Source organism: uncultured Photobacterium sp. (genome assembly GCF_947039875.1).
Classification (GTDB): Bacteria; Pseudomonadota; Gammaproteobacteria; order Enterobacterales; family Vibrionaceae; genus Photobacterium.
Genome location: NZ_CAMRAN010000005.1, coordinates 13,639 through 36,286 on the forward strand (window position 1 = coordinate 13,639; position 22,648 = coordinate 36,286).

A 22,648-nucleotide genomic window follows, 5' to 3' on the forward strand; every position below is an offset into this window, starting at 1 on the left:
TTTAATTTAACTCACTCGATTTTAAAGATAAAAATATTCCATACTGTTTTTTACTTTTTAATGAAAAATAAACCAAATAATATTGACCTGTCTATAGCTTTACACTTCATACTAGACAAATATTAGCAATACACATATACACATCGGATCCGTCATGTATTTGATTTCAGAATTAGCGACTAAAGCAGGAATATCACGTACCACGCTACTTTATTATGAGAAGCAAGGGCTGATTAAAGGACATCGATTGGATAACGGATATCGTCATTACAGTGAAAGCGATCTACAACGGTTATTTTTAATTAAACAACTTCAAAGTGCAGGCTTAACGCTGAAAGAATGTCAAAGCTGCTTAGAAGCAAAGTTGGATAAAAGTATCTTGTCAGAACGGTTAACTCAACTGACAGAAGACATTCAAAAAAAGACCCAAGCGCGTGAGTTGTTATTAGGGTTACTTGGGGAACGATCACAGCGAGAATTACATAGTTCTTTAAGTAAAAGTGCACCCAATGTTCACCTTAACTGGCTCAACACGCAAGGCTATGATGAAAAAGAAGCTCTCAGACTAAAGTGGTTATCAAAAGACATGAATGAACACAATGCGTACATGAACGATTTTATGACAATATTTACACCATTAGAGCAATGGGCTCCGGGGAGCAAACAAGATACTTTACATGCAATATCGCTGATGCCTAATCAGCAAATGCGCCGTATTTTAGAAATTGGCTCAGGCAAAGGCGGATCGACAGTATTACTGGCTAACAACACCGATGCACATATTACCGCGGTAGATAATGAGCCCATTGCAATTGAACAACTTAATCAAAAGATCAAAGACTCACAATTGGTCGATCGTATATCACCTGTTTGCGCATCAATGACAGCTCTACCCTTTGAAGCCAAGAGTTTTGATGCTATTTGGGCTGAAAGTTGTGTTTATATTATGGGAATGGAAAATGCGCTTCAACAATGGAAACCGTTATTAAAAGATGATGGTATTCTGGTCGTCAGTGATTTGGTTTGGCTTACTGATATGCCTGATGAAAACGTTAAACAATTTTGGCTATCCAATTATCCCGATATTCAAACGATACCTACAAGGCTCAAGCTATTTCACGCCCAAGGCTATGACGTAATAGCACACTTTTCTCTGGGAATTGAAGCTTGGCAAAATTACTGGTTACCACTTAAAGCAAGAGTTGAAGCATTACAGCCAACCATGCCAACCTCTCAAGCATTACTGGATGTAGAACAAGAAATTGGTATTTATGAAACCAGTGTTGCCAAAGATTTCACCTATCATTACTTTATCGTAAAACCGAGTAAATAAAGCTTATGAGCACACCATCATTAGTTGATTTAGGTTTACGTCCCTTTTTCCAACAACAATTATCGTTAGAAGAAGTCGCAAACTGTTTTCTTGGGCGAGTTATTGAACAACATAAATCGGAAGTCGTTATCTTAGATGGCGATGATGCACTAAGGTATAAGCTACCACCAAATTTTGAGGCAATATGTGTTGGCGACTGGGTGGTTTTCAATCAAAAAAGATTGGTTCGCGTTCTAGAAAGGCAATCCCTTTTTCAGCGAAAAGCCGCAGGCAGTGGCCGAGATCGTCAACTTATTGCAGCAAACCTCGATGTGGTATTTATCGTTAGCTCACTTAACGACGATTTTAATTTAAATCGAATCGAACGTTATTTAGCGCTGGTAAAAGAAACCCATGCCGAGCCTGTTATGATCTTAACCAAAGCTGATTTATGTGATGACGTAGAAGATATTCGCCAACAAGTTCAACAGTTAGACGCACTGTTAAGTGTTCACTGCGTTAATGGGCTTACCCACAATAGCCTCTCCGCATTAAAAAGTTATTGTCGGCGTGGTAAGACCGTCGCCTTTTTAGGTTCATCTGGCGTGGGTAAATCGACACTGGTCAATAATCTACTTAACCATAATGAAATGGAAACCAATGCGATTCGAGAACAAGACAGCAAAGGACGTCACACAACAACGTACCGTACTATAAAATGGCTACCTGAAGGCGGGCTGTTGATGGACACCCCTGGAATGCGAGAACTACAACTTAGTGATGTAAAAGAAGGGATAAAACTCACATTTACTGATATTGAATCTCTCGCTACTGCATGTCGTTTTAAAGATTGTCAGCATCAAAATGAACCCGGCTGTGCGGTAGTAAAAGCAATCGCAAACGACGAATTATCGACAAGAAGATTGAATAACTTTCAAAAACTATTACGCGAAGACGCATACAATAGTGCGACATTGGCACAAAAAAGAGCAAAAGATCGCACCTTTACTAAAATGGTCACCGCCATTCAAGATCAAGCGAGATCGATAAAAAAATTCAAATAAAAGAAAAAACAGCATAATCATCTTGACCTTCCCTGTAATGGAAGCTTTATGCTGTCATTCTAATAACAAATACATATCGAGCTCATCATGAAAAAATTATCTTTAACTATTGTTTTGTCAGCACTACTTTCTACCACTGCATTTGCCAGTGAAAATGTGGTCGATCACAGTCATGCAATGCCAACTAAATCAGTCGTTAGTCTACAAGCATCACAGACAATGATGAAAGACTCTATGGCGGCAATGTCAGGTATGCATACGTTAAAATTAACCGGTGATCCTGATTTAGATTTTGTAGCGGGTATGCTGCCTCATCATGAAGGTGCGATTGTGATGAGTGAATCAATTCTACCAACACTAACTAACCCTGCGGTGCATAAATTAGCGCTTAATATTATTAAATCACAAAAAGAAGAAGTGGTTTATATGAAGCAGTGGTTAGCAACACATAAAGAACTACCACTCGCGCAACGTGATATTGCTAACTCACAAGAAATGATGACCAAATCAATGAAAATCATGCACAACATGATGGAAGTTAAATTAACGGGTCATCCAAATATTGATTTCGTTGCGGGTATGCTGCCTCACCATGAAGCGGCAGTTGAAATGGCCGAAGTCATCATGCCTTACCTAAAAGATCAATCAACAAAGACTTTTGCTCAAAACATTATCAAAGCACAACTCAAAGAAATTGCGTTCATGAAAACGTGGTTAAAAGATAATGCGCCAACAGCCATGCCAACAAAAGCAGTCACATCAAGTCACGCTCACCATTAATTGTATTTTCCAGTTATATAAATCCGACGTCTTTATTACGTCGGATTTATTCAAGCTATTTATTCAAGCTATTTATTCAATAGCAAATTCTTTATATTGACCACTCTCAAGCCCATCTACCGATAAATTCCCTACCGACACACGATGCAGTGCTAATACTTCATTTTGAAAAAAACCAAACATACGTTTCACTTGGTGGTACTTCCCTTCAATCAATGAAAGCCGTGCTTGATACTTCGACACTATTTCTAATTGCGCGGACTTAGTGGTGATATTCTCATACCCAAAATAAATACCCTCTTTGAACACGGAAATATATTCTTCAGTAACAGGTTTTGATAAAGTCACTTCATATACTTTTGCGAGTTTGGTTTCAGGTAAACTTATTTGACGCGACCATGCGCCATCGTTAGTTAACAACACTAATCCTGTCGTATTAAAATCTAACCGCCCAACAATATGTAATTCATCTTTTTGAGGATGATCAATTAAATCTAATACAGTTGTATGCTTAGAATCTTTGGTCGCACTGACAATACCTTGCGGCTTATTCAACATAATATAAATCGGTTTATTATCTTGAAGGCTGTGACCATCTAATTCAACATGCATAAATTGAGTCACTTTTTGATGCGTTGAATGTGCGGCTTCGCCATCCACGATGATCCTTTTCTGAGCAACCAAAAGACGAGTGTCTGACATGGAATAAATACTATTTTGACTAATAAAACGATCGAGCCGAGTGGTAGACGATTTCATAACATAACGATATCCACAGAACGTAAAAAATTATTTAAAAAATATACTTTTTAATTGATGAACATCTTTACATATAACAACAAAAATAGAACAGCTATATTTAAAAAATTAATGTTCAGGTCTGCTTGATGTTATTTACGTTTAATAACACTTTAAATATTGATTAATTATCATGGGCTAAATATGATATTATTCTGTTAAATATTTCACCACAGAGTTAATTTTTTGAAATTCTCACTTTTACAATATAAGCGCCAAACTCTCGCTTCATGGTCACTAATTTTAGTGAGTATTGTGCTATTGGTGTGTCTTTCTCAAAATTTAGGCCTTTCTACATTATGTTCTTTAACGCCGACAACTGACGCAACTGAACAGCTTCAATCTCATCCACAAACGCACTCAGATCTAGAAACGCAATGCAGTAATAGTGAGCATCTTGTTAATGCCAACACGATTAACATTGATTTTGCGATTCCAATGTTTATCCTCGCGCTGGTTATTATTGCGGCGATACTAAAGCAATCAGGTGTGAACTATCTCCCCCCCGAGCCAACAACCTCCTATGGTGTGCGGCGACATTTAGCCTTTTGTACCTTTCAAGAATAAACACAATCAGGGTCTGAAGATCGAGCATTATTGCATCATAGTGTGTGATAACAGCCCCTCCTAATACTTATATCTTTTTATATAATTATTCACGGAGCAACATTGTGTTTAAAAATCAAATTATTAGTACTATTTTATTTACGGTATCGTTAGTCTCAGTACTCTTTCTAGCGACGATCCCTGTCGCTGCTCAATCGCTAAAAACAGGCATGTTAACCCATCCACCAGCACAACTCTGTTTAATGCTAACGGAATTACTCAACCATGATACGGCGATACAAATACTAGAATTTGGAAGGGGAAAATAATAATGACAACTAAAAAAAACCAATCTAAAAAAGCGACCAATGTAGCAACTAAGCTATGGCTAAAAGCAAAAGAAATCATAAAACTGGTGCTTATTTTATCACTCTTTTTTATCGCTATAGATGCTTGGCGCAGTAAAGATATGCCATCAGACGTGATCCCTACATTAGCGGCAAATACACTGGATCAGCAATGGGTTGATATTAAAAAGATGAGTGATGAAAAACCCGTATTACTCTATTTTTGGGCGACATGGTGCTCAGTGTGTAAATTGGTTAGCCCTAGTGTTGATTGGCTTGCGGATAATCATCAAGTGGTATCAGTTGCGGTTACATCTGGCAAGAACCAACGGGTTGCCCAATTTATGAAGTATAAAGAATACAATTTTCCGGTCATCAATGATCCAACAGGAAAAATTGGGCGAGAATGGGGTGTTACTGCGACACCTTCAATCATAATAATTAAAAATGGTCAGATTTCATCAATAACAACCGGAGCAACAACCCCGATAGGCTTATGGTTACGGCTGGTTTTTGCTTAACCACGCTATAAATCAGTTCATTGTTACTACCAACGATAGGTGTTGGTAGTAACCTATGCAATAACTATTGTTGTAAAATTAACCGTAAAAAAACAGCCTCATTAACGCTTAAATTTATCGGCCCATTGAGGCCATATAACCGCAAGATCCATGTATTCTTCGATAGTATCAGCAATACGATCAATGCCTTGTTCTCGAATTTCATCAAAATCAGGAGTTTGGGTCGCTTCTAAACCAGCCCAACGTAAAATAGCATCACATGCACCTTGTTGTTCGAAAATACCATGCAAATAGGTGCCAAACACTTGATCATCACAGCCTAATTGACCATCAGGACCATCTGTTAGTTGCACTGGCGCATTGACACTCACACCTTGAGTAACACCCGCATGAATTTCATAACCTTTAACGGTAACAGGCATTTGATTAGGCATGGTTAGTGTGCCCTCTGTTTGTTGCAAGCATTTGTTTTTCTCAATGGTGGTAGCAATAGATAAATACCCTAAACCTTGGCTAACCCCCGCTTCACCTTCAATCGCATGCGGATCAGCAATGGTTTCACCTAGCATCTGATAACCACCACAAATACCCATCACTTTGCCGCCTAAACGCAAATGACGTTGGATCTGTTTATCCCAACCTTGTTCACGTAAGAACGCTAAATCACTGCGAACGCTTTTGGTTCCTGGAATAATGATCAAATCGGCGCCAGGAAAAGGCTGACCTTTGCCGACAAACTGCAAGTTAACTTGCGGATGCATGCGCAGGGGATCAAAATCAGTATGGTTACTGACGCGGGTTAAAACAGGCACTACCACCTTTAATTGATGATCAGCGGCATCAACTTGTTGGCAGTTAATCGCATCTTCAGCTTCTAACATTAAGCCATGTAAATACGGTAACACGCCTAATACTGGCTTACCTGTTTTTTGTTCTAGCCACTCTAAACCCGATTCAAGTAGCTTAATATCACCACGGAAACGGTTGATAACAAAACCTTTGACGCGCGCTTGTTCTGATTCAGACAATAACGCTAACGTGCCATAGATATGAGCGAACACCCCACCGCGATCAATATCTGCAATAATGATCACCGGCACATCGGCTTTTTCAGCAAAGCCCATGTTTGCCACGTCATTTTCACGTAAGTTGATTTCAGCAGGACTACCCGCACCTTCAATAACAATGGTTTGGTATTGTTGTTGCAGCAATGCGAATGATTCCATGATCGGCGTCATTACCACTTTCTTGTAGTTATGAAAACCCACAGCATCCATATCAGCTAAAGCGTGACCTTGTACGATCACTTGTGCGCCAACATCGGTATTGGGTTTAAGCAATACAGGATTCATATGTACACTAGGCTCAATACCACAGGCTTGAGCTTGAACGGCTTGTGCTCGCCCAATCTCACCACCATCTTTGGTCACAGCGCTGTTTAATGCCATATTTTGTGATTTAAACGGTGCCACACGAATACCTTGGCGTGCCAACACGCGACATAATCCAGCTACCAGCACACTTTTACCTGCATCTGAAGTCGTACCTTGTACCATTAATGCACGTGTTGTCGATTGTAATGTATCCGTCATTTCCTAATTCCATATTCATATAATAAAAGTGAGTATTCGCAGATCATCGTTATCTATATCGAATTAACCATCTTAGCTACTGCTCATATTTGGTAATAAATCATAAAAAACAAGTTTGAATAATCATCAATCTGGTGTATATGATAACGATTATCATTTTTTATCACTTCTTTTTTATGAATTATCTTATTTTACCGACCATGTTGGTATGGCTATTGCTGGCAATTAGCATCGGTTGTGCGTTAACAAAAACAACTTCTTGGCGTATACCACTACTATTGTCACTGATCACAGCCGTAACGTTTAACGTTTTAACAGTTATCGGTGCAGCCATTATGATCAGTGGTATTGCTATTGCCAGTTTTACTGCTCGGCAACAATCTAAGCCCTTGATCTACGCGGGTCATACCATTGTGATTTTGTGGGTCATCGGGCTAATTCTACATTTATACCCTGGTATCAATAATTTGTTGGTGCTTGATCACGTCAATAGTGGCCCACTTAGTCGATCATTTACGCTTTACTTTAATATCGATAAACCCATGCTTATTTTTGCACTGCTACTACTCGTGCCCAATATAGTAAGCAATAACGAATATAACTGGCATCATCTTTCGCTCTCACGCATGCAAAAAAGTATTATTGGTGGCGGATTAATCACATTACCGTTATTAGCATGGGCATTACAACTGGTACAGCCTGAATTCACTTTACCGTCATGGTGGTGGATCTTTGCTATTAATAATCTCATTTTTACTTGTGTCGCTGAAGAAGTACTTTTCCGTGGTTATATTCAGGGACTGCTATGTAAGAAATTAGCTCCACCTATAGCGATTATTATTGCGAGTGTTTTATTTGGATTTGCACACTTTGCTGGTGGTCCATTGTTTATCGTAATTGCGACACTGGCTGGCATACTTTATGGTTTAAGCTATTATTGGACTAAGAAGATAACGGTCGCTATCGTGGTTCATTTTGCATTTAACTTACTTCATTTAGTCTTTTTTACTTACCCACTGCCCTTGTAATAATGCAAAATAAAAAAGAAGTCTTATCCCTTCTTTGAACACAGCACCGTGTGCTTCAAAAGCATAAACAGGGATAAGGAATAGGATGGAATGTCACAATTATTGCTTATAGATGTTCTCAATAATCCAGCACTATTATTGAATGCTGATCATAAATGCAGTTATCAGATCATGACCGAAGCCCGCCACCTCTCATTATTAGGGCAATTAAAGGCGTGCTGTGATCGGGCGAATATTGAACGCGATCTTCCCCTCCACACTCAGCAACAATTACAGTCTGGGTTTCACAGCTACCAAAAACAACAACAACAATTGTTGATTGAACATCAGCATCTTACAGAGCACTTACAAGGGGTGATTCGTTCATGGCGCTACTTACGCGGTAGCGCATTGCAATTACTTGATAATGAAATGTTTGCTGGCAGAATTAAGCATAATATTGATATTTATGTTCCGCAGCAACATGTCACCAATGTAGAAAAAGTACTGTTAAACAATGGTTGGCGTTATAAAAACATCGCTGATTATGAAGAAACGTTTTATCGTCGTTGGGCACAGCAAACCACGCCATTGATCCATAAACAACGCCGTACCGAGCTGGCGATTCACTTTCAATTATTACCTAAAACATTGATCAACAAACTCGACTCAGCCCCTTTGTTGCACCACCATTTATCACCGCCATTATGCGAGCCTGCAACATTATTATCGCCAGATGCGATGGTGCTTCACCAAGCAATTATGTTATTTCACCAAATGGATTATCATTATGGCTTACGGGATATTTACAACTTATATCTACAATTGGTCTTTTTTAGTAAAGAAGCCAATTTTTGGCATAATTTAATTCAACTTCACCAGCAAGTTGGTAATGATAATAGCCTTTACCTTGCTGTGAGTTTATGTCATCGCTTATTTGATTTATCTGTGCCTGATAATGTATGGGCATATTTTAAGCAACATAAGTTAAACCGATTATCCTATTGGTTCTATCAACAACATTTTATTGATGTTTTTCGTTATCGGTTTCCTTTACACCGCAACATTGGATATCGTGATGGAGTAAAATCTCTTCGCTTTCGCGGCCGTTTAAAACAAATGCCGATCTACTCTATTGTGCCGCATATTATTAAACGATTAATTGTTAATAGTATTCCGCATGACGATGAAGAAGTAATCAACTAAATACGACTGACTTCCGATTATCATTATTTGAGACCTAATAAAGAAGGCACGACTAGCACACGAATAAAGTAAACCGCAGTGAGGTATTGCACACTCACTGGGCTCAAATATATTACGGTTACGCAGGTAATACTTTACTTAAGAAACGCTGCAATTGAGCGGTAACAAATTGTGGCTGCTCAAGGTTGCTAATGTGCCCTGCCTCAGGAATCAGCACATATTCACTGCCATCAATCGCGTCATGCATTAATTGTGCTTCAAGTGGCGGACGCGGATTATCTTCTAAGCCTGACATAATTAATGTCGGAACCGTAAGTTGCTCGATATCATCAAACGTATCACGACGCCCAAACACCATGCGTCCCATCTCAGACACTGCCACAGCGCGCTCCCCTTGTAACTGTGCAAGAGAATCACGGAATTCACTGACTAACTGCGGATTATGAAGATGACCATCACGACGGAAAAATAACGGTGCAATCATATCGATCAATGGCGCTGGGACATGTTGCTGATCGCGTAAAGTATCTAACATTGCAAAATATCTCGTATGCAACACTTCAGGTTCATAGCCTAAGAAGGTATCCATTAGCACTAATGCTGTCACTCGCGCGGGTACTTTAAGGGCTAATTCTGCGCCCCACATCCCCCCTACGGACAAACCAATAACAGCAAATTTTTCAATCTCTAAGTGATTCAATAATGCCAACACGTTATCAGCATAATCACGTAAAGTACATGTTGCCGAAGGTGCAGCATCCGATCCACCATGCGCCCAAAAATCTGGCACAATACAACGATAATGTTGGCTTAATACCGCGATCTGCGGTGCCCACATTGCACTATCCCATAAGTAGCTATGACCAAAGACAAGCACAGGACCTGTTCCTTGATCACGGTAAGTCATTTGCTGACCATCAATAGCGAATGTTTGCATTGCAGGTATCCTTTCTTGATTCACATATCGTGAATATTAATTCGTTATTTTATTATTAAGCTAAGATTATCCATCTGAATTATCACGCACATTATCATAACCGTTACGCCATTGATGTAACTCGATACTTATTTCTAATGTGAGCTAATCCTTGGCGATAGAACACCCACGCGCAGAGTCCTGCGGCAATATTACCCAACATTGCGCCAGTGAACAGCCCTGACAAACCTGCGAAATGCGCACCCAACCATAATACGGGTAAATAACACACAAATAATCGTAATGCAGAAATCAATAAAGCTCGCATCGGTAATCCCATGGCATTACAAACAGAAACCATCAGCATGCAAATCCCTAATGCGCCAAGGCTAATAGGCACCCGCGTTAAATGGATCATCAAAATGTGTTGTACCGAACTATCACTGGTTAATAGCTGGGTTAACGACTGCGCACTTAAAAAGAGCACGATCGCGATAACCACTTGCCATATCAATACAAACCGTACAGCTATCATGATCAATTTTTCAATACTGGCGATGTCTTTACGGCCAAGTAAACGTCCCACCATCGGTGGCATCGACATGGTTAATGCCAAAACGATAACCAATGAAAAGAACTCTAATCGTGATCCTAATGCCCAAGCAGCAACGGTTGCCGCACCAAAACTAGCCACTAATTTTGTTGCTAAAATAGCAGAAACAGGGGGTAACAATTGGCTTAGCATTGCTGGAGCCATGATATGAACTAATTCTTTGATGGCTTTATAAACGGCCAATCCACGCCAGTCAAAACTCAACCATTGGCGTTTAAATAATAATGGAAACACCACCAGCATACCGATGCTAAACGACACAATGGTCGCCCATGCCGCACCATTAATACCCATATTAAAGGTAAACATAAACAGTGGATCTAACCCAATATTTAGCACACTGGTGATCACCATCATAATGCCGGGTAACAAAGTATTACCATTAGCACGACAAATGCTATAGGCAAAATATACCATCGAACCGCACCACGCACTTGTTAGCCATACGGGCCAATAGCTATCAATAACACCAAAAACATTATCAGGCGCACCAAGTAACCATAACAACTGATGTCGGCCAAACCAGATTGCCGCACACAGCGCCATGATTCCAATATCGCCAAGGATCACCACTACCCCGCCTAATTGACGCGCACGATGATGATCCTTATTACCCAAAACCCGTGAAATTAAGGCGGTGGTTGCAATTCCCAATCCCACTTGTAAGCCAATGACTAACATTTGCATCGGTAAAGTAAAACCTTGCGCAGCTAACGGTAAAATACCAAGCTGACCGATAAACGCACTATCGACTAACTGAAAACTCATCAGTGATAATACGCCAAAGAGCATTGGCCATGTCATGGTAAACAATTGATGAGCTAAACTGCGGGATGCTGGAAGTGTCATTGTTTTTTCATTCATAATAACAACTTAAATAAAACGTTAGTAACGAGTACAACGCATCGACTTGGTACTGATTACCAATAAAAAATCCCCGCCATAGCGAGGATCAAAAATAACTTTAGGTGTGAATTAACGAATAACTAATTTAACAAGATCAGCAGGACGGTAATAAACAGATTTCAAAACTTTACCAGTGCGGATCAGCTTACCATTGACTTCAACATCTTGTGCACATTTAGCAATGATATAATCACCTTTGGTACTTGCCATCAGTGCCACACCTTGCTTAGCATAAAAAGCTTCAGTCTCGTCATACTGCTGCTGGCTACGACATACTTTGCTCATGTTGCTTGAGTGGACTTCATTCCAACAATCAATGAATGTAAATCCTAAACGCTCAGACATCTGCAATAAAATATCAATCAAGTAACTGATACCAATATTATCAGTGATTTTTTTATCACCTAAATGTACTAAACGTCCCATTAATACATATACCGAATCAACAATCGCGTCGGCTTGCTCAACCAATGAATCCGCTTCAGCAAGCTCTGTCATTTCTTCAACAGCTAACGAGGTATGTAATGCATCAGCTTGAGCATCTAGGCTCGCAGGGGTTTCAATATCTAAGTCAAAGGTGGAACGAAACTCTCGAATATCGCTGTAAAGGTGATCGAAAAGGGGTTGGTCTAGCGCAGAAAGCTTCATTCGAATATCCTTGTTTCAGATTTAAAGAGGAGACATTATTTTATTACTTATAGCGTAAACTTATACTTAATAAAATAACGCGATGGGCAAAGATACTAATCCAATCCTGTACCAGATACAAAACCAATTACCTAAAATCTGTCAGCTTGATGACAAAATAGACTTAACCATTATCGCAAGCTTCTAAAACGTAACAATTGAGATATCATTATTCGTATTTAATCACTTGCGAATTCAAGTAAAGCCAATAAAATTTCAACCGTAACTCTCTATATTGAGATAATAATATGTATGTTGGAGAAGTGATGATTGCAGGTCACCGTGGCGCGCGCGCAGTTGCCCCAGAAAACACATTAATATCCATGAAAGCCGCCGCAAATGCTGGCGCTACATGGATTGAAACGGATACCCAACTTTGCGAGGATCTCATTCCCGTTATTATTCATGATAAAAGTGTCCGTCGTTGTACCAATGGTTCAGGAAGTGTGCGTCATAAGCCACTCAGTGAACTAAAGCAATTAGATGCAGGAAGCTGGTTTGGTGCTGAATTTGCCGATACTACCATTCCAACATTGACAGAATTACTGCAAGCTTGTGATGATTATGGCTTAAATATCAACCTTGAAATCAAAGTCCATTATGAAGAAGAAGTTGAGCTTCAAGTTCGCAAAACAATTGAAACAATTAAAGATTATGGTTTCGACACTGATCGTCTTATTCTATCTAGTTTCTCTTATAACGCGGTAAAACACTGCTTAAAACTATGGCCTGAAGTTCGCCGAGGCTTAATCATTGAAGACTGGGTGCCAGATATCGCTCGTTTAGATGCCAAACTTAATCTATACAGCATCCACTTAGATCACCACTTACTCAATGAAAAGTTAGCAAAAGAAATTACCGATGCCGGGAAAGTACTACAAATATGGACCATGAATGATCCTCAACAAGTAGATAAATTTACCCGCTGGGGTGTTAGCACTATTATTAGTGACAACCCTGGTTTATTAATCTCAGCAGCAGTTAAATAATACTCATTATTTAACTGCTGTATTTACGAGTCGATTAGTTACGTATATTGACTCGTAAATGCTCACTTTTACTCCCTTACATAACTTCTGCTCTTCTTTTCTTACATTGATTGCTGTATTTATAATCGCTAAAAATGAAACGTTATATTCCAAAACAATATGAACAATTTATGTTTGATATCATTAAAATATTAAAATATATTTATATAGAATATAAATTAAACCTTATTTATTTATAACTCTCTTTTATTACACACAATATCAGATAATTATGCTAACAATAGTCTAACGACAACTTATTTGATACCTAGTGGAGCACCGTATTCATGTCAGCTTATGACACAGTATGTATAATGGCAGCCATTGCAGTCTTTATCTCAATGATTAACCACCGTATCGGTAAATTTCAACCAACCATCGCCATCACTGGCTGGTCAATTGCAATATCACTGACCCTCTTAATACTCAGTAAATTAGGCTATATTCCTCACGATGAGGAGCATGAAGTTATTCAGATGATACAAGCAGTCAACTTTGATGACTTCTTACTCAAAGGCGTATTAGGCTTTCTCCTTTTCGCTGGCGCATTGAACATTCAATTGCCTCATCTTAAAGATCAAAAATTTGAAATCACGTTTTTAGCACTTATTGGCACCTTATTTTCAACCTTCTTTATTGGAATTGTGTTATGGGCATTGTTTAAGCTTTGCACTATTGATATTGATTTTATTTACTGCTGTCTATTTGGTGCATTAATTTCACCAACCGATCCGATTGCAGTATTGGCCATCGTCAAAAAGCTCAATGCGCCACAACGAATTTCAACCCAAATAGAAGGTGAATCACTGTTTAATGATGGTGTTGGCTTGGTTATTTTCGTTACTTTATTTGAAATTGCATTCAGTAAAACAGCACCGACAGTCTCAAGCACTGCGCTATTATTTATTCGTGAAGCGTTAGGTGGTATTGCATGTGGTGCGATTATTGGAGTGGTGTTCCACTTCTTAATTAAAAGTTCACATGACAATATGTTCCGCTTAATTTTAACGATCTTAATTCCAACATTTGGTTATGTCGTTAGTGAACATATCGAAGTATCTGCACCACTTGCCATGGTTGTTGCCGGTATTATTATTGGTAACTGGACTCGTAATACCATTTCAGAAGAAGCCGCTCATCAGATATCACATTTATGGGAACTCGCTGATGAAATTTTAAATGCGGTTTTATTCTTATTAATTGGTTTGATGATGATCACTTTCACTTTCCATGCGATTGATATCGTAGCGGTAGTGATAGCAATTCCATTAGTACTACTGAGCCGTTACCTCAGCGTAAAATATTCTTATAAAATCTTTAACCGTTACCGCAGCTATAACCCATTGTCGATTAAAATATTAACGTGGGGAGGATTACGTGGCGGTCTAGCACTTGCGATGGCAATGGCGATTCCAAGTGGTATTCCAATTGGTTTTAGCCCTGACATTGATGTGAAAGAGATCGTGGTGTTAATGACTTATGCCGTAGTTATTTTCTCTATTATTGTGCAGGGTTCAACAATCACACCAATGATTCATGAAGCTAAAGCAGAGCAAGAAAAAATGGATCAAGTGACCACAAATTCTACAGCAGAAACGAATACAACCAATAGTTAAACGACCACACAAACGCTAATCTAAGCTAACAATTCAATAGCCACCGCTTATCACGGTGGCTATTTTTATTATACCGTGATTTATATTCAACAAATATGTAACAAAAATATTGACCATTGCTAAATTAGTCATATGATGATCATTACCTATTGATAGTTAGTTATAACGCTTATGAGCAAGGATTGCACTCTCGTTAAATGGGCTACAAATCGTATTTGGTATTGTGATATGCCATACCGAGTAGCAGGTGCGCCGATGGGTCACCGAATGACAATTATTCGATTAGATAACAACAAACTCTTCATCCATTCCCCCATTGAAATAACAGCCACCTTACAACAGCAACTTAGCCAACTGGGTGAGATAGCTTATGTGGTTACTCCTAACAAAAGTCATAATATTTATCTCTCTGATTGGTGGTTAGCCTATCCTCAAGCGTATTTCTATGCTCCTCCAGGGCTCATCCATAAGCGAAGTGATCTCACTTTTGATGGTGCGCTGGGCAATCACACCCCCTCCCACTGGCAAGGACAATTACTACAAACGGTAATTAGAGGAAGTGACAGCATGGAAGAAATTGCGTTTTGTGATCCACAATCAAAAACGCTTATTGTTGGTGATGCATTAGCATGGATGGTAGACAGTCATCATCCGCTTACCTTTGCACTTTCTGTTATTAACGGCTGTTATTTTAAACCTGCAATGCCTTTGTATTGGCGTATCACCTTTCGCAATCACACTCAATTACGTCAATCAATCCAAGAAATCCTAACATGGCCTTTTGAACGTATTATTTTGTCTCATGGAAGAGTCATTGATAACAATGCAAAAGCGTATTTTTCCGCCGCATTTCAGTGGGTAATGCCGCATAAATTGAAAATCACAACGATTCAATAAATAAAAATACGTACATTTATCGGCTATTTAGATATATAAGCATTAATTTATGTGCAAGATCAATATTGCTCTTATTTTGAAAGCGCATAGTAATAAAATCACGGCAAAAACACGCCTTTATTTACTCTTTTAACAATAACAAACCGTCGAGGTTAGGAGTTAATTAATGAACCTTTTTAAACTTTACTCTCGAGATATTCTTGGTCTTGGTGTCGTTGGATTTTTTATATTAAGTATTCTCGGTGTTATTTTTAGCCTGATTGCATGCTTCAATTATGCCAGTGGTAATACGGCATTAGCTGCATCAAATGTAGATTTAGCGTTATCGCACATTATCTTTATTATTCCCGCACTGATCATCGGTCATTATATCAATCGCCCAGCTTGGGTTGCAGAGGTAGATAAAATCAAATTTGCACGAGAAATACAATAATTGCAGATCTTATTTAAGGCACTTAGTTGCTATCATCACTCATTTATCTGCAAATTTCTCACGTAATAACGTCACCATTGCACGCGTTTTTTCAGGTAAAAAACGCCGCGATGGGTACACTACTGTCATCATAATATCAGAATAATTAACATCCGTTAGCACTTGCACTAACTTACCCTGCAACAAAGACTCTTGCATTAAAATGTTAGGTAATAACGCAATCCCCTGCCCTAAAATAGCCATCTGCTGAATCATATTAATATCTTCAGACATCAATCGTAAACGAATCCCCTCTTGTAATAAGGTCGAATTATAACGACTCGCTAATAGCCAATGCTGCTGCAATTCCGCCATTGATTTAGGTTCAGAGTGCCGTTCTAAATATTCTGGTGACGCAAATAAACCATTACTTGATGTTAAAATAGCTTGTTGTATATAATCTAAATTAATAATTTCAGCCATATTTGGCAATAACTGCAAATCAATATTTTCCCTTTCTAAATCAACACTTTCCTGCAAATAAAGCAATTCTAACCGCACCAATGGAAACTGGCTTGCATAAGCATCTAATACTTCTGCAAACATTGGCGACGAAATAAAAGACGCTGTTGCAGCTAAGCGCAAAACACCTTGTAAACTATTTTGCTGACTTTCAAGTAAATTAACCGCGTGATTCACTTCCGTTAATGGCTGATTGATATGTTGATACAATAATCGTCCATTTTCTGTCAATTCGATATGACGTGTAGTACGAATTAATAACTGGCAATGCAGTGCTTTTTCTAATTCTTGTAAACGTCGGCTTATTTTTGAACGTTGTAACCCATGAGCAGTTGCTGCAGCACTTATCCCACCATGGCGTACTGTTAACATGAATAAATACAAGTCATCCATTGATGCTTTCATTATGCGTCCTCACATTGTCCTATATTTAGCTCACAAGTGTGACATTTGTCGCAGTATTCTAGCAAGTTAATTTTTCTTATACTGATCAGCTTGATTGTGAACACTGGAATATTTCATGCCAAATTCTCATACTACTTTTCAACGCTGGATGCGTTGTTTAATTATTATTTTTATTTTAATCATGGCCTACATTGTTATTGCCGATAGGTATGTCCCCTTAACGACTGAAGGTCGTGTTCAAGGTTATGTGGTACAAATTGCACCCGAAATTTCAGGTAGAATTACACAAGTCAACATTAAAAATAATCAAACAGTTATTAAAGGCCAGTTACTGTTTCAGATTGATGATCAAAAATACCGTTTAGCGGTAGTTCAAGCACAGGTCGCTTTAGAAAAAGCTCATCAGCAAGAGCAATCACTGTATGCTCAAGTCAATGCTGCTCAAGCAAATATTGCTACCAACCAAGCTAATTATAATAACGCCCATAATGACTTTAAGCGAATTGACCAATTAGCAAAAAAGAGACTAGTTTCTGCATCAATGCGTGATGGTGCGTATACTAAAAAACAAGCCACACAAGCTAATTTAGCCGCAGCGAAGCAACAAGCAATTGTCATAAAAACACAGTTAGGATCTAAAAAAGGTAAAAGTACTGTAGTGCTTGCTGCTGAGAATGCATTAGCGCAAGCTAAACTAAATCTAACCCATACTAAAGTCATTGCTCCAAGCGATGGTGTGATCACTAACCTTCAAGTTGATGTCGGCACAATGGCAAATGCTAATCAACCTATGTTAACTTTTATACCTACTGATTCAATGTGGGTAGCGGCTGATTTTAGAGAAAAATCAACCGCTAAATTCACACCTCATTCAACCGCCTATGTTGCCTATGATGCACTTCCAGGCCAAGTGTTTCCATTAACGATAAATAGCCGTGATTTTGGTGTTGCCGCAGCACAACAAATAGCAAATGGTCGCCTGGCTGTAATGGAAACCAGCAATCGTTGGGTACGAGATGCACAACGAGTACGTGTGAATTTAACCAGTCAACACTCATTACCACCACAGTTATTTGTTGGTTCACGCGCAACTGTTGTTGTCTATCCTCAAAATAATCCGGTATGGCAATTGTTAGCTAAAATAGAAATTCACTTAGCCAGTGTGCTGCATTTTATTTACTAACCCAATATCAATTACTAATGCGATGAGTAATTAATTTTCGGAGTCATTATCTATGAAAACAATGCGACTTTGGTTTGGCTGCGTAATAGGCTTAGCTGTGAGTATGATCTTTGGATGGTCATACGGTTTTTTTATTGCTTTATTACCGATTAATATCATGATGATTTCAGATCATTGGCACTGGAATAACTATTTACAGGTGGTAGCGGGTGTTATTTGGGTTACTCTCGAAGTTAGTTTTATTGATGGCTTTTTCCAATCATCACCAATACTGTTAACTGCGATTGTAGGTATATTGTTTCTCGAAAAATGTATTGCTATGAGTAATAAGAAGACCTATTTATTCGGTTTTATCGGTTTACTCGTCGGCTCAATTTCGCTTAATTTTGCCAGCTATAGTAGTTTTGATTTGGAAGACTTTTCAATGACACTATGGTGTAGTGCGATTGTAACTGTGCCTATCTGTGCGCTGGCTTATTATTTCTTTCCTGAACCAACTACTGAATCAACCGCCAATACAGTCAGTGATACCACAAATAATGTCCAACGTTACGATCATATCGGCATGATAAGACAAACAGCATTGGGCTGGATTATCACGATGCTTGCCTTTTTGGTATTCCAATTTGGAGATCTGAATGATTCATTATCAGCCCAAGCATCCATATTGATCGTGCTTTCGCCAATGACATTAATTGGTTCACTGGCAGCTGCAAAAATACGTATTATTGGTACTTTTCTTGGCTGTTTGGCTGGATTAATGATTCAAATCGGACTCTATTCTTGGTCAGATAATGGAGTGTTATTTATTATGGCTTATGCGATTGCTGCGGGATTCTTTTGCTCTTGGCTCGCCCTTGGCACCATCAAATCTAGCATTGCGTTTTCGGCAATGTCGGCATTAACGGTACCATTAACAACATCTTTAATTCCCGATCAAAAAGATGCCGTATTTGCTATTTTTTATCGCTTTAGTTCTATTTTGGTTGCCGTTATTTTAACCTCGATGGCTATTTGGATTATTCATCATTTTCTAGTACGGGTGATCAAATCACCCAATGAACATTTTAGTCACAGTTAAGATTTGTTGATACAACCATAAAGTGATATTGCTTCTTTTTATATCTAAAGTGGATTATAAATTGGATCACAACGTTAACGTTCTGGCTATAAAGGCAACTAATTCAAATTGTGAGGGGTAAATCAGCTTCTCACTTTGGGGCATTTTTTAGTTAGCCGTTCTGACTAACTAAAAAGTGGACAAATTTGAGCTAGCCATTCGAGCCAGCTCAATTTTGGACAGAAATCAGTTTCGGAAAGTTTCTCATTAGCAATCCATGAATAACTACAGGTATGGGAAGGAGTAAAAAGCCCCATTCTGGTTAAAATGAGGCAAAAAGATTATTTTTCATGTAAACGTTAAAAAATGGGATAGCGACAGCTCAATCATTTACATTACAAGTAGCGAACGCTTTAGCTATACTCCCCCTCAAAATCGACCGTCTGTTGACAAAGCTTGTTTGATTCACAGAGTTAGAGTAATTTGCACTCATTGTAATGAGTATGTTTAGATTGAAATGATTTATTTATATGAGAATAAATATCTTCAATGCTTTCTTTATGTATACGGAAGTTATCATTATTTAATGTAAATGAAACTTCTTCAAACGGACTATCTCCGCCTAGTAAGTTAATACATAGTATTCTTTTATTTATTTTCTTGGCAAAAGATAGCTCCATTTCAATCCAAGGTGAACTGATTTCAAGGTTTGTATTTATAGATTTTTCTGATCTTAAAAAAATCACAACCTTTGACTGTTTTATTCTTTCCATTAGAACAAGTTTAGTATAGTTACTGGCTACTTCACGCCTTAAGAAATCATTATCACTTGTCCAGTCCAAATACACTGATAATTTGTGATTATTCAAAGAGTTCTTTAATATTAATGCCTTATCGTTATCATGGTAGCTATGTGAAATAAAAACATCGAATGATTTTTTTCTTTGTATTGAATTGGAATTTAGCCTTTTTATTAGATCACTAGGTGTTACTATAAATTGGTCACGTTCTATGTGATACTCTTTCTGCTTTCCTTTGAAATTTTTACGAAGCTTTACATATACTCCTGATTTCTGAAGATGATTAAACGCCTCTCTTCTTACTTGATTGTTTCTTTCACTGTCATTTAATTTCTGTAAGAATCTTATTGACTTATTACAATTAAACTTTTTAACTTCATTTACAATCTCTAATTTTTCTTGAATAGTAACACCTTTTCGATGATATTGAGATATAAATAAATCTATATATAGTGGCTCCAAGTTTTGTGCTAACTTGTTATTTTCTGCAATGTTTTTATGGTAAATGTCATTTTTTATTTTCCTGTCTTCTTTGAATTTATTATACTCATGTTCTCTGACGAATTCATTGAAGCGTTTTTTATGCTCTTCTATAAATCTATGAGACATAATTTGTTCGGTCTTAGCTAAGCCAAATAAGAAATCTTCTGGTTTTTTGTGATGAAATCGAGTCCTCTTTCCATTCTTTTTAAGATTTTTATCTTTATCGGTATAGTATTGGTACCGACTAACAAGTTCTTTCCATTGTCTTGGATAAAACTCTTTAAATATATTTAGCATTGTAACCCTATTATATTCGTAAGGGAGAACCTTTGATATCGAATTAAGTGGGTATGTGAATGACTTCATATATAATCCAGTTTCTTTATTATACTTTCTCTTTACAATCCCCGACATGATCACTCTTGTTATTTTTAAAGCCATGGAAATTCCATGGCTTATGATTTCATTATTGGCTTTTCTCGTTTAACTCAAGTATATCTATTATGGTGTCAATCAAATTTTCAAACTCAACATCTAAATCACCTAACTTCAGATAAAGTTCCTTCATTTTATTTGAAATATTAGGGTTATCTTGTATTTGTGTATTTATCTCTAACCATAACTCTTTTGACATATACCCTGTCGTACCAATAGGCAGCAGGAATAGATTATTTTGTTTTGCAATTTCAAACTCTTCCCTCATACCATTGGAAGGTATAATTCTTTCTCCATCTAACTTATTCCCAAACAGAAATAATGCTATTCCTGCATAATTTATCATATCTTCTCTATATTTCGTCCAAAGTCCAGATAACGGAATTTCGCCAGAGGTTGATTGTGGGAATGGTCGTAATATAAGTTTGTCTTCTAGTTTTGCTTTCGGACTTTTAAATGTTTGTTCTAGTGCGCCAGAAATGACGGAACTTCCAACGCCTAAACCGAAACCTGAGACAATTCTCATATTTTTAGAAACTAATTTCTTACTTAAATCATAGACAAACTTTAAAGCTTGATGCTCACCTATATTTCCGTACTCATGAGCGGCACCCGAAATAAATACGGTTTTAGATTTAAATTTTTTCTCAAGCCTTTTTAATAAATCGGTAATATCTTGAAAATCATCAACCAATACTGTTTTGATATTAAATCGTGCGAGGTCTTTTATAAAATACTCTTGCTTTCTAACACGATAATCAAAATCTACATCTTCTTCGTCTTGTTGTTTTTCTACATTTTTTATAAAACAGTAGTGTCGTCTTTGGTTCTTTTCATAAGCTACACGCACTCTGCTAAGAATATAGTCTAAGTTTGGATCGGTAAAACTAAAACCAATAAAAATGAATGTTTTAGAAATTAGATCGCCTTTTAAGTTAGCTAAATATTGTTCCATTTTGACATGATATTTTTCATAATCATCTTTAGTTAAAACGGCATGACTTGGGTGTTCAACATCACCATGCATCTTGTAAACAACAGCATCACGTTTTGGTTTTGTCGTAGCCAAGTGATCTTTAGTATGCTTTACATCGGCAATTTTCCCAGCCTTGTCTAATGCCAATTCTATAACTCTATCATAGTTCGTAGTCCAATAAGTGCGGATTGGAAGTCTAGCCAGTATTCTGTGATTCTCAGTTTCTTCGGCTTCTCTTGAAAACTCTTCAATTAATCTTTGGTTTAACTGGCTACGGTTAGCATCATTATCATTGCAGTGATACTGAGCGAGAGCGACTAGATCACTTTCTCTTTCAACATCAAGACCTAGTTCATCAGCTATGGGACGGAGTAACTCTGCCCAGTTTACAAATCCAGATCCTGCTGACATACCAGCTCCTACAAAAACGGCTACATTTTCTTCTGCAAGCTCTTTTCCTATATCTTGTAGGAATGACTGTTTTATGCGGTCTCTCATTAATAATATCTCTATTGACTCGTATGTATGACGTTACA

The 22,648-nt window shown here is 37.9% G+C and carries 22 protein-coding genes; 14 read left to right on the forward strand and 8 right to left on the reverse strand.

The features are described from left to right. The first annotated feature begins 154 nt into the window (after nucleotides 1-154). The 3 genes from Q0V26_RS02950 to Q0V26_RS02960 all read left to right on the forward strand — a co-directional run bounded on the left by Q0V26_RS02950 (nucleotide 155) and on the right by Q0V26_RS02960 (nucleotide 3,156). Entirely contained in the window at nucleotides 155-1,333 is a 1,179-nt protein-coding gene (locus Q0V26_RS02950) for a MerR family transcriptional regulator (protein ID WP_297476691.1), read from the forward strand. A gap of 5 nt (nucleotides 1,334-1,338) precedes the next feature. After that, entirely contained in the window at nucleotides 1,339-2,376 is a 1,038-nt protein-coding gene (gene rsgA, locus Q0V26_RS02955) for a ribosome small subunit-dependent GTPase A (RefSeq protein ID WP_297476693.1), read from the forward strand. A gap of 87 nt (nucleotides 2,377-2,463) precedes the next feature. Further along, nucleotides 2,464-3,156: a DUF305 domain-containing protein gene (locus Q0V26_RS02960; RefSeq protein WP_297476695.1), complete on the forward strand. Its 693-nt coding sequence runs from the start codon at nucleotides 2,464-2,466 to the stop codon at nucleotides 3,154-3,156. Between the two features lie 72 nt (nucleotides 3,157-3,228). Here Q0V26_RS02960 and Q0V26_RS02965 read toward each other — a convergent pair whose 3' ends face one another. After that, on the reverse strand, nucleotides 3,229-3,915 hold the full coding sequence (locus Q0V26_RS02965) for a pseudouridine synthase (protein WP_297476697.1): 687 nt from the start codon (nucleotides 3,913-3,915) through the stop codon (nucleotides 3,229-3,231). Between the two features lie 225 nt (nucleotides 3,916-4,140). On the opposite strand from Q0V26_RS02965, the gene Q0V26_RS02970 reads away from it, so the two are divergent. The 3 genes from Q0V26_RS02970 (at nucleotide 4,141) to Q0V26_RS02980 (ending at nucleotide 5,368) form a co-directional block, all read left to right on the forward strand. Further along, nucleotides 4,141-4,521: a hypothetical protein gene (locus Q0V26_RS02970; RefSeq protein ID WP_297476699.1), complete on the forward strand. Its 381-nt coding sequence runs from the start codon at nucleotides 4,141-4,143 to the stop codon at nucleotides 4,519-4,521. Between the two features lie 104 nt (nucleotides 4,522-4,625). After that, a complete protein-coding gene (locus tag Q0V26_RS02975) occupies nucleotides 4,626-4,829 on the forward strand; it encodes a hypothetical protein (RefSeq protein WP_297476701.1) in 204 nt (67 codons plus the stop codon). Between the two features lie 2 nt (nucleotides 4,830-4,831). Continuing rightward, on the forward strand, nucleotides 4,832-5,368 hold the full coding sequence (locus Q0V26_RS02980; protein ID WP_297476703.1) for a protein disulfide oxidoreductase: 537 nt from the start codon (nucleotides 4,832-4,834) through the stop codon (nucleotides 5,366-5,368). A gap of 101 nt (nucleotides 5,369-5,469) precedes the next feature. Here Q0V26_RS02980 and Q0V26_RS02985 read toward each other — a convergent pair whose 3' ends face one another. Further along, nucleotides 5,470-6,960: a cobyric acid synthase gene (locus Q0V26_RS02985; protein WP_297476704.1), complete on the reverse strand. Its 1,491-nt coding sequence runs from the start codon at nucleotides 6,958-6,960 to the stop codon at nucleotides 5,470-5,472. 176 nt (nucleotides 6,961-7,136) lie between these two features. Between Q0V26_RS02985 and Q0V26_RS02990 the strand changes: the two genes are divergently transcribed. Further along, nucleotides 7,137-7,988 (forward strand): CPBP family intramembrane glutamic endopeptidase, encoded by an 852-nt coding sequence (locus Q0V26_RS02990; RefSeq protein WP_297476706.1) that lies wholly within the window; start codon nucleotides 7,137-7,139, stop codon nucleotides 7,986-7,988. A gap of 90 nt (nucleotides 7,989-8,078) precedes the next feature. Continuing rightward, the gene (locus tag Q0V26_RS02995; RefSeq protein WP_297476707.1) at nucleotides 8,079-9,173 is read left to right on the forward strand and encodes a nucleotidyltransferase family protein; all 1,095 of its coding nucleotides are present in this window, start codon (nucleotides 8,079-8,081) and stop codon (nucleotides 9,171-9,173) included. Nucleotides 9,174-9,291: 118 nt separating this feature from the next. Here Q0V26_RS02995 and Q0V26_RS03000 read toward each other — a convergent pair whose 3' ends face one another. The 3 genes from Q0V26_RS03000 to Q0V26_RS03010 all read right to left on the reverse strand — a co-directional run bounded on the left by Q0V26_RS03000 (nucleotide 9,292) and on the right by Q0V26_RS03010 (nucleotide 12,256). After that, nucleotides 9,292-10,110 (reverse strand): alpha/beta fold hydrolase, encoded by an 819-nt coding sequence (locus Q0V26_RS03000; RefSeq protein ID WP_297476709.1) that lies wholly within the window; start codon nucleotides 10,108-10,110, stop codon nucleotides 9,292-9,294. 103 nt (nucleotides 10,111-10,213) lie between these two features. Then, nucleotides 10,214-11,551, reverse strand: coding sequence for an MATE family efflux transporter (locus tag Q0V26_RS03005; RefSeq protein WP_297476876.1), 1,338 nt, complete (start codon nucleotides 11,549-11,551; stop codon nucleotides 10,214-10,216). 126 nt (nucleotides 11,552-11,677) lie between these two features. Then, on the reverse strand, nucleotides 11,678-12,256 hold the full coding sequence (locus Q0V26_RS03010; protein WP_297476710.1) for a nucleoside triphosphate pyrophosphohydrolase family protein: 579 nt from the start codon (nucleotides 12,254-12,256) through the stop codon (nucleotides 11,678-11,680). A gap of 305 nt (nucleotides 12,257-12,561) precedes the next feature. Between Q0V26_RS03010 and Q0V26_RS03015 the strand changes: the two genes are divergently transcribed. From Q0V26_RS03015 to Q0V26_RS03030, 4 genes are all read left to right on the forward strand, one after another. Continuing rightward, nucleotides 12,562-13,284, forward strand: a complete 723-nt coding sequence (locus Q0V26_RS03015) for a glycerophosphodiester phosphodiesterase family protein (protein WP_297476877.1) — start codon at nucleotides 12,562-12,564, stop codon at nucleotides 13,282-13,284. Between the two features lie 326 nt (nucleotides 13,285-13,610). Beyond that, the gene (locus Q0V26_RS03020; RefSeq protein ID WP_297476712.1) at nucleotides 13,611-14,939 is read left to right on the forward strand and encodes a sodium:proton antiporter; all 1,329 of its coding nucleotides are present in this window, start codon (nucleotides 13,611-13,613) and stop codon (nucleotides 14,937-14,939) included. Nucleotides 14,940-15,110: 171 nt separating this feature from the next. Then, nucleotides 15,111-15,836 carry a DUF4336 domain-containing protein gene (locus tag Q0V26_RS03025; RefSeq protein WP_297476714.1) on the forward strand — a complete coding sequence of 242 codons (726 nt, stop codon included), beginning with the start codon at nucleotides 15,111-15,113 and terminating at the stop codon, nucleotides 15,834-15,836. Between the two features lie 166 nt (nucleotides 15,837-16,002). Continuing rightward, nucleotides 16,003-16,269: a hypothetical protein gene (locus tag Q0V26_RS03030; RefSeq protein WP_297476716.1), complete on the forward strand. Its 267-nt coding sequence runs from the start codon at nucleotides 16,003-16,005 to the stop codon at nucleotides 16,267-16,269. Between the two features lie 39 nt (nucleotides 16,270-16,308). On the opposite strand, the gene Q0V26_RS03035 is transcribed toward Q0V26_RS03030, so the two are convergent. Continuing rightward, complete coding sequence (locus Q0V26_RS03035; RefSeq protein WP_297476718.1) at nucleotides 16,309-17,175, reverse strand: LysR family transcriptional regulator; 867 nt, start codon at nucleotides 17,173-17,175, stop codon at nucleotides 16,309-16,311. Between the two features lie 115 nt (nucleotides 17,176-17,290). Between Q0V26_RS03035 and Q0V26_RS03040 the strand changes: the two genes are divergently transcribed. Further along, nucleotides 17,291-18,358, forward strand: coding sequence for an HlyD family secretion protein (locus Q0V26_RS03040; RefSeq protein ID WP_297476719.1), 1,068 nt, complete (start codon nucleotides 17,291-17,293; stop codon nucleotides 18,356-18,358). Nucleotides 18,359-18,410: 52 nt separating this feature from the next. Continuing rightward, the gene (locus tag Q0V26_RS03045) at nucleotides 18,411-19,439 is read left to right on the forward strand and encodes a DUF2955 domain-containing protein (protein ID WP_297476722.1); all 1,029 of its coding nucleotides are present in this window, start codon (nucleotides 18,411-18,413) and stop codon (nucleotides 19,437-19,439) included. Between the two features lie 452 nt (nucleotides 19,440-19,891). On the opposite strand, the gene Q0V26_RS03050 is transcribed toward Q0V26_RS03045, so the two are convergent. Together Q0V26_RS03050 and Q0V26_RS03055 are read right to left on the reverse strand one after the other, a co-directional pair. Next, nucleotides 19,892-21,142 carry a toll/interleukin-1 receptor domain-containing protein gene (locus tag Q0V26_RS03050; protein ID WP_297476724.1) on the reverse strand — a complete coding sequence of 417 codons (1,251 nt, stop codon included), beginning with the start codon at nucleotides 21,140-21,142 and terminating at the stop codon, nucleotides 19,892-19,894. A 25-nt stretch (nucleotides 21,143-21,167) separates the two neighbouring features. Then, nucleotides 21,168-22,610, reverse strand: coding sequence for an SIR2 family protein (locus Q0V26_RS03055; protein WP_297476726.1), 1,443 nt, complete (start codon nucleotides 22,608-22,610; stop codon nucleotides 21,168-21,170). Nucleotides 22,611-22,648: the final 38 nt, after the last annotated feature.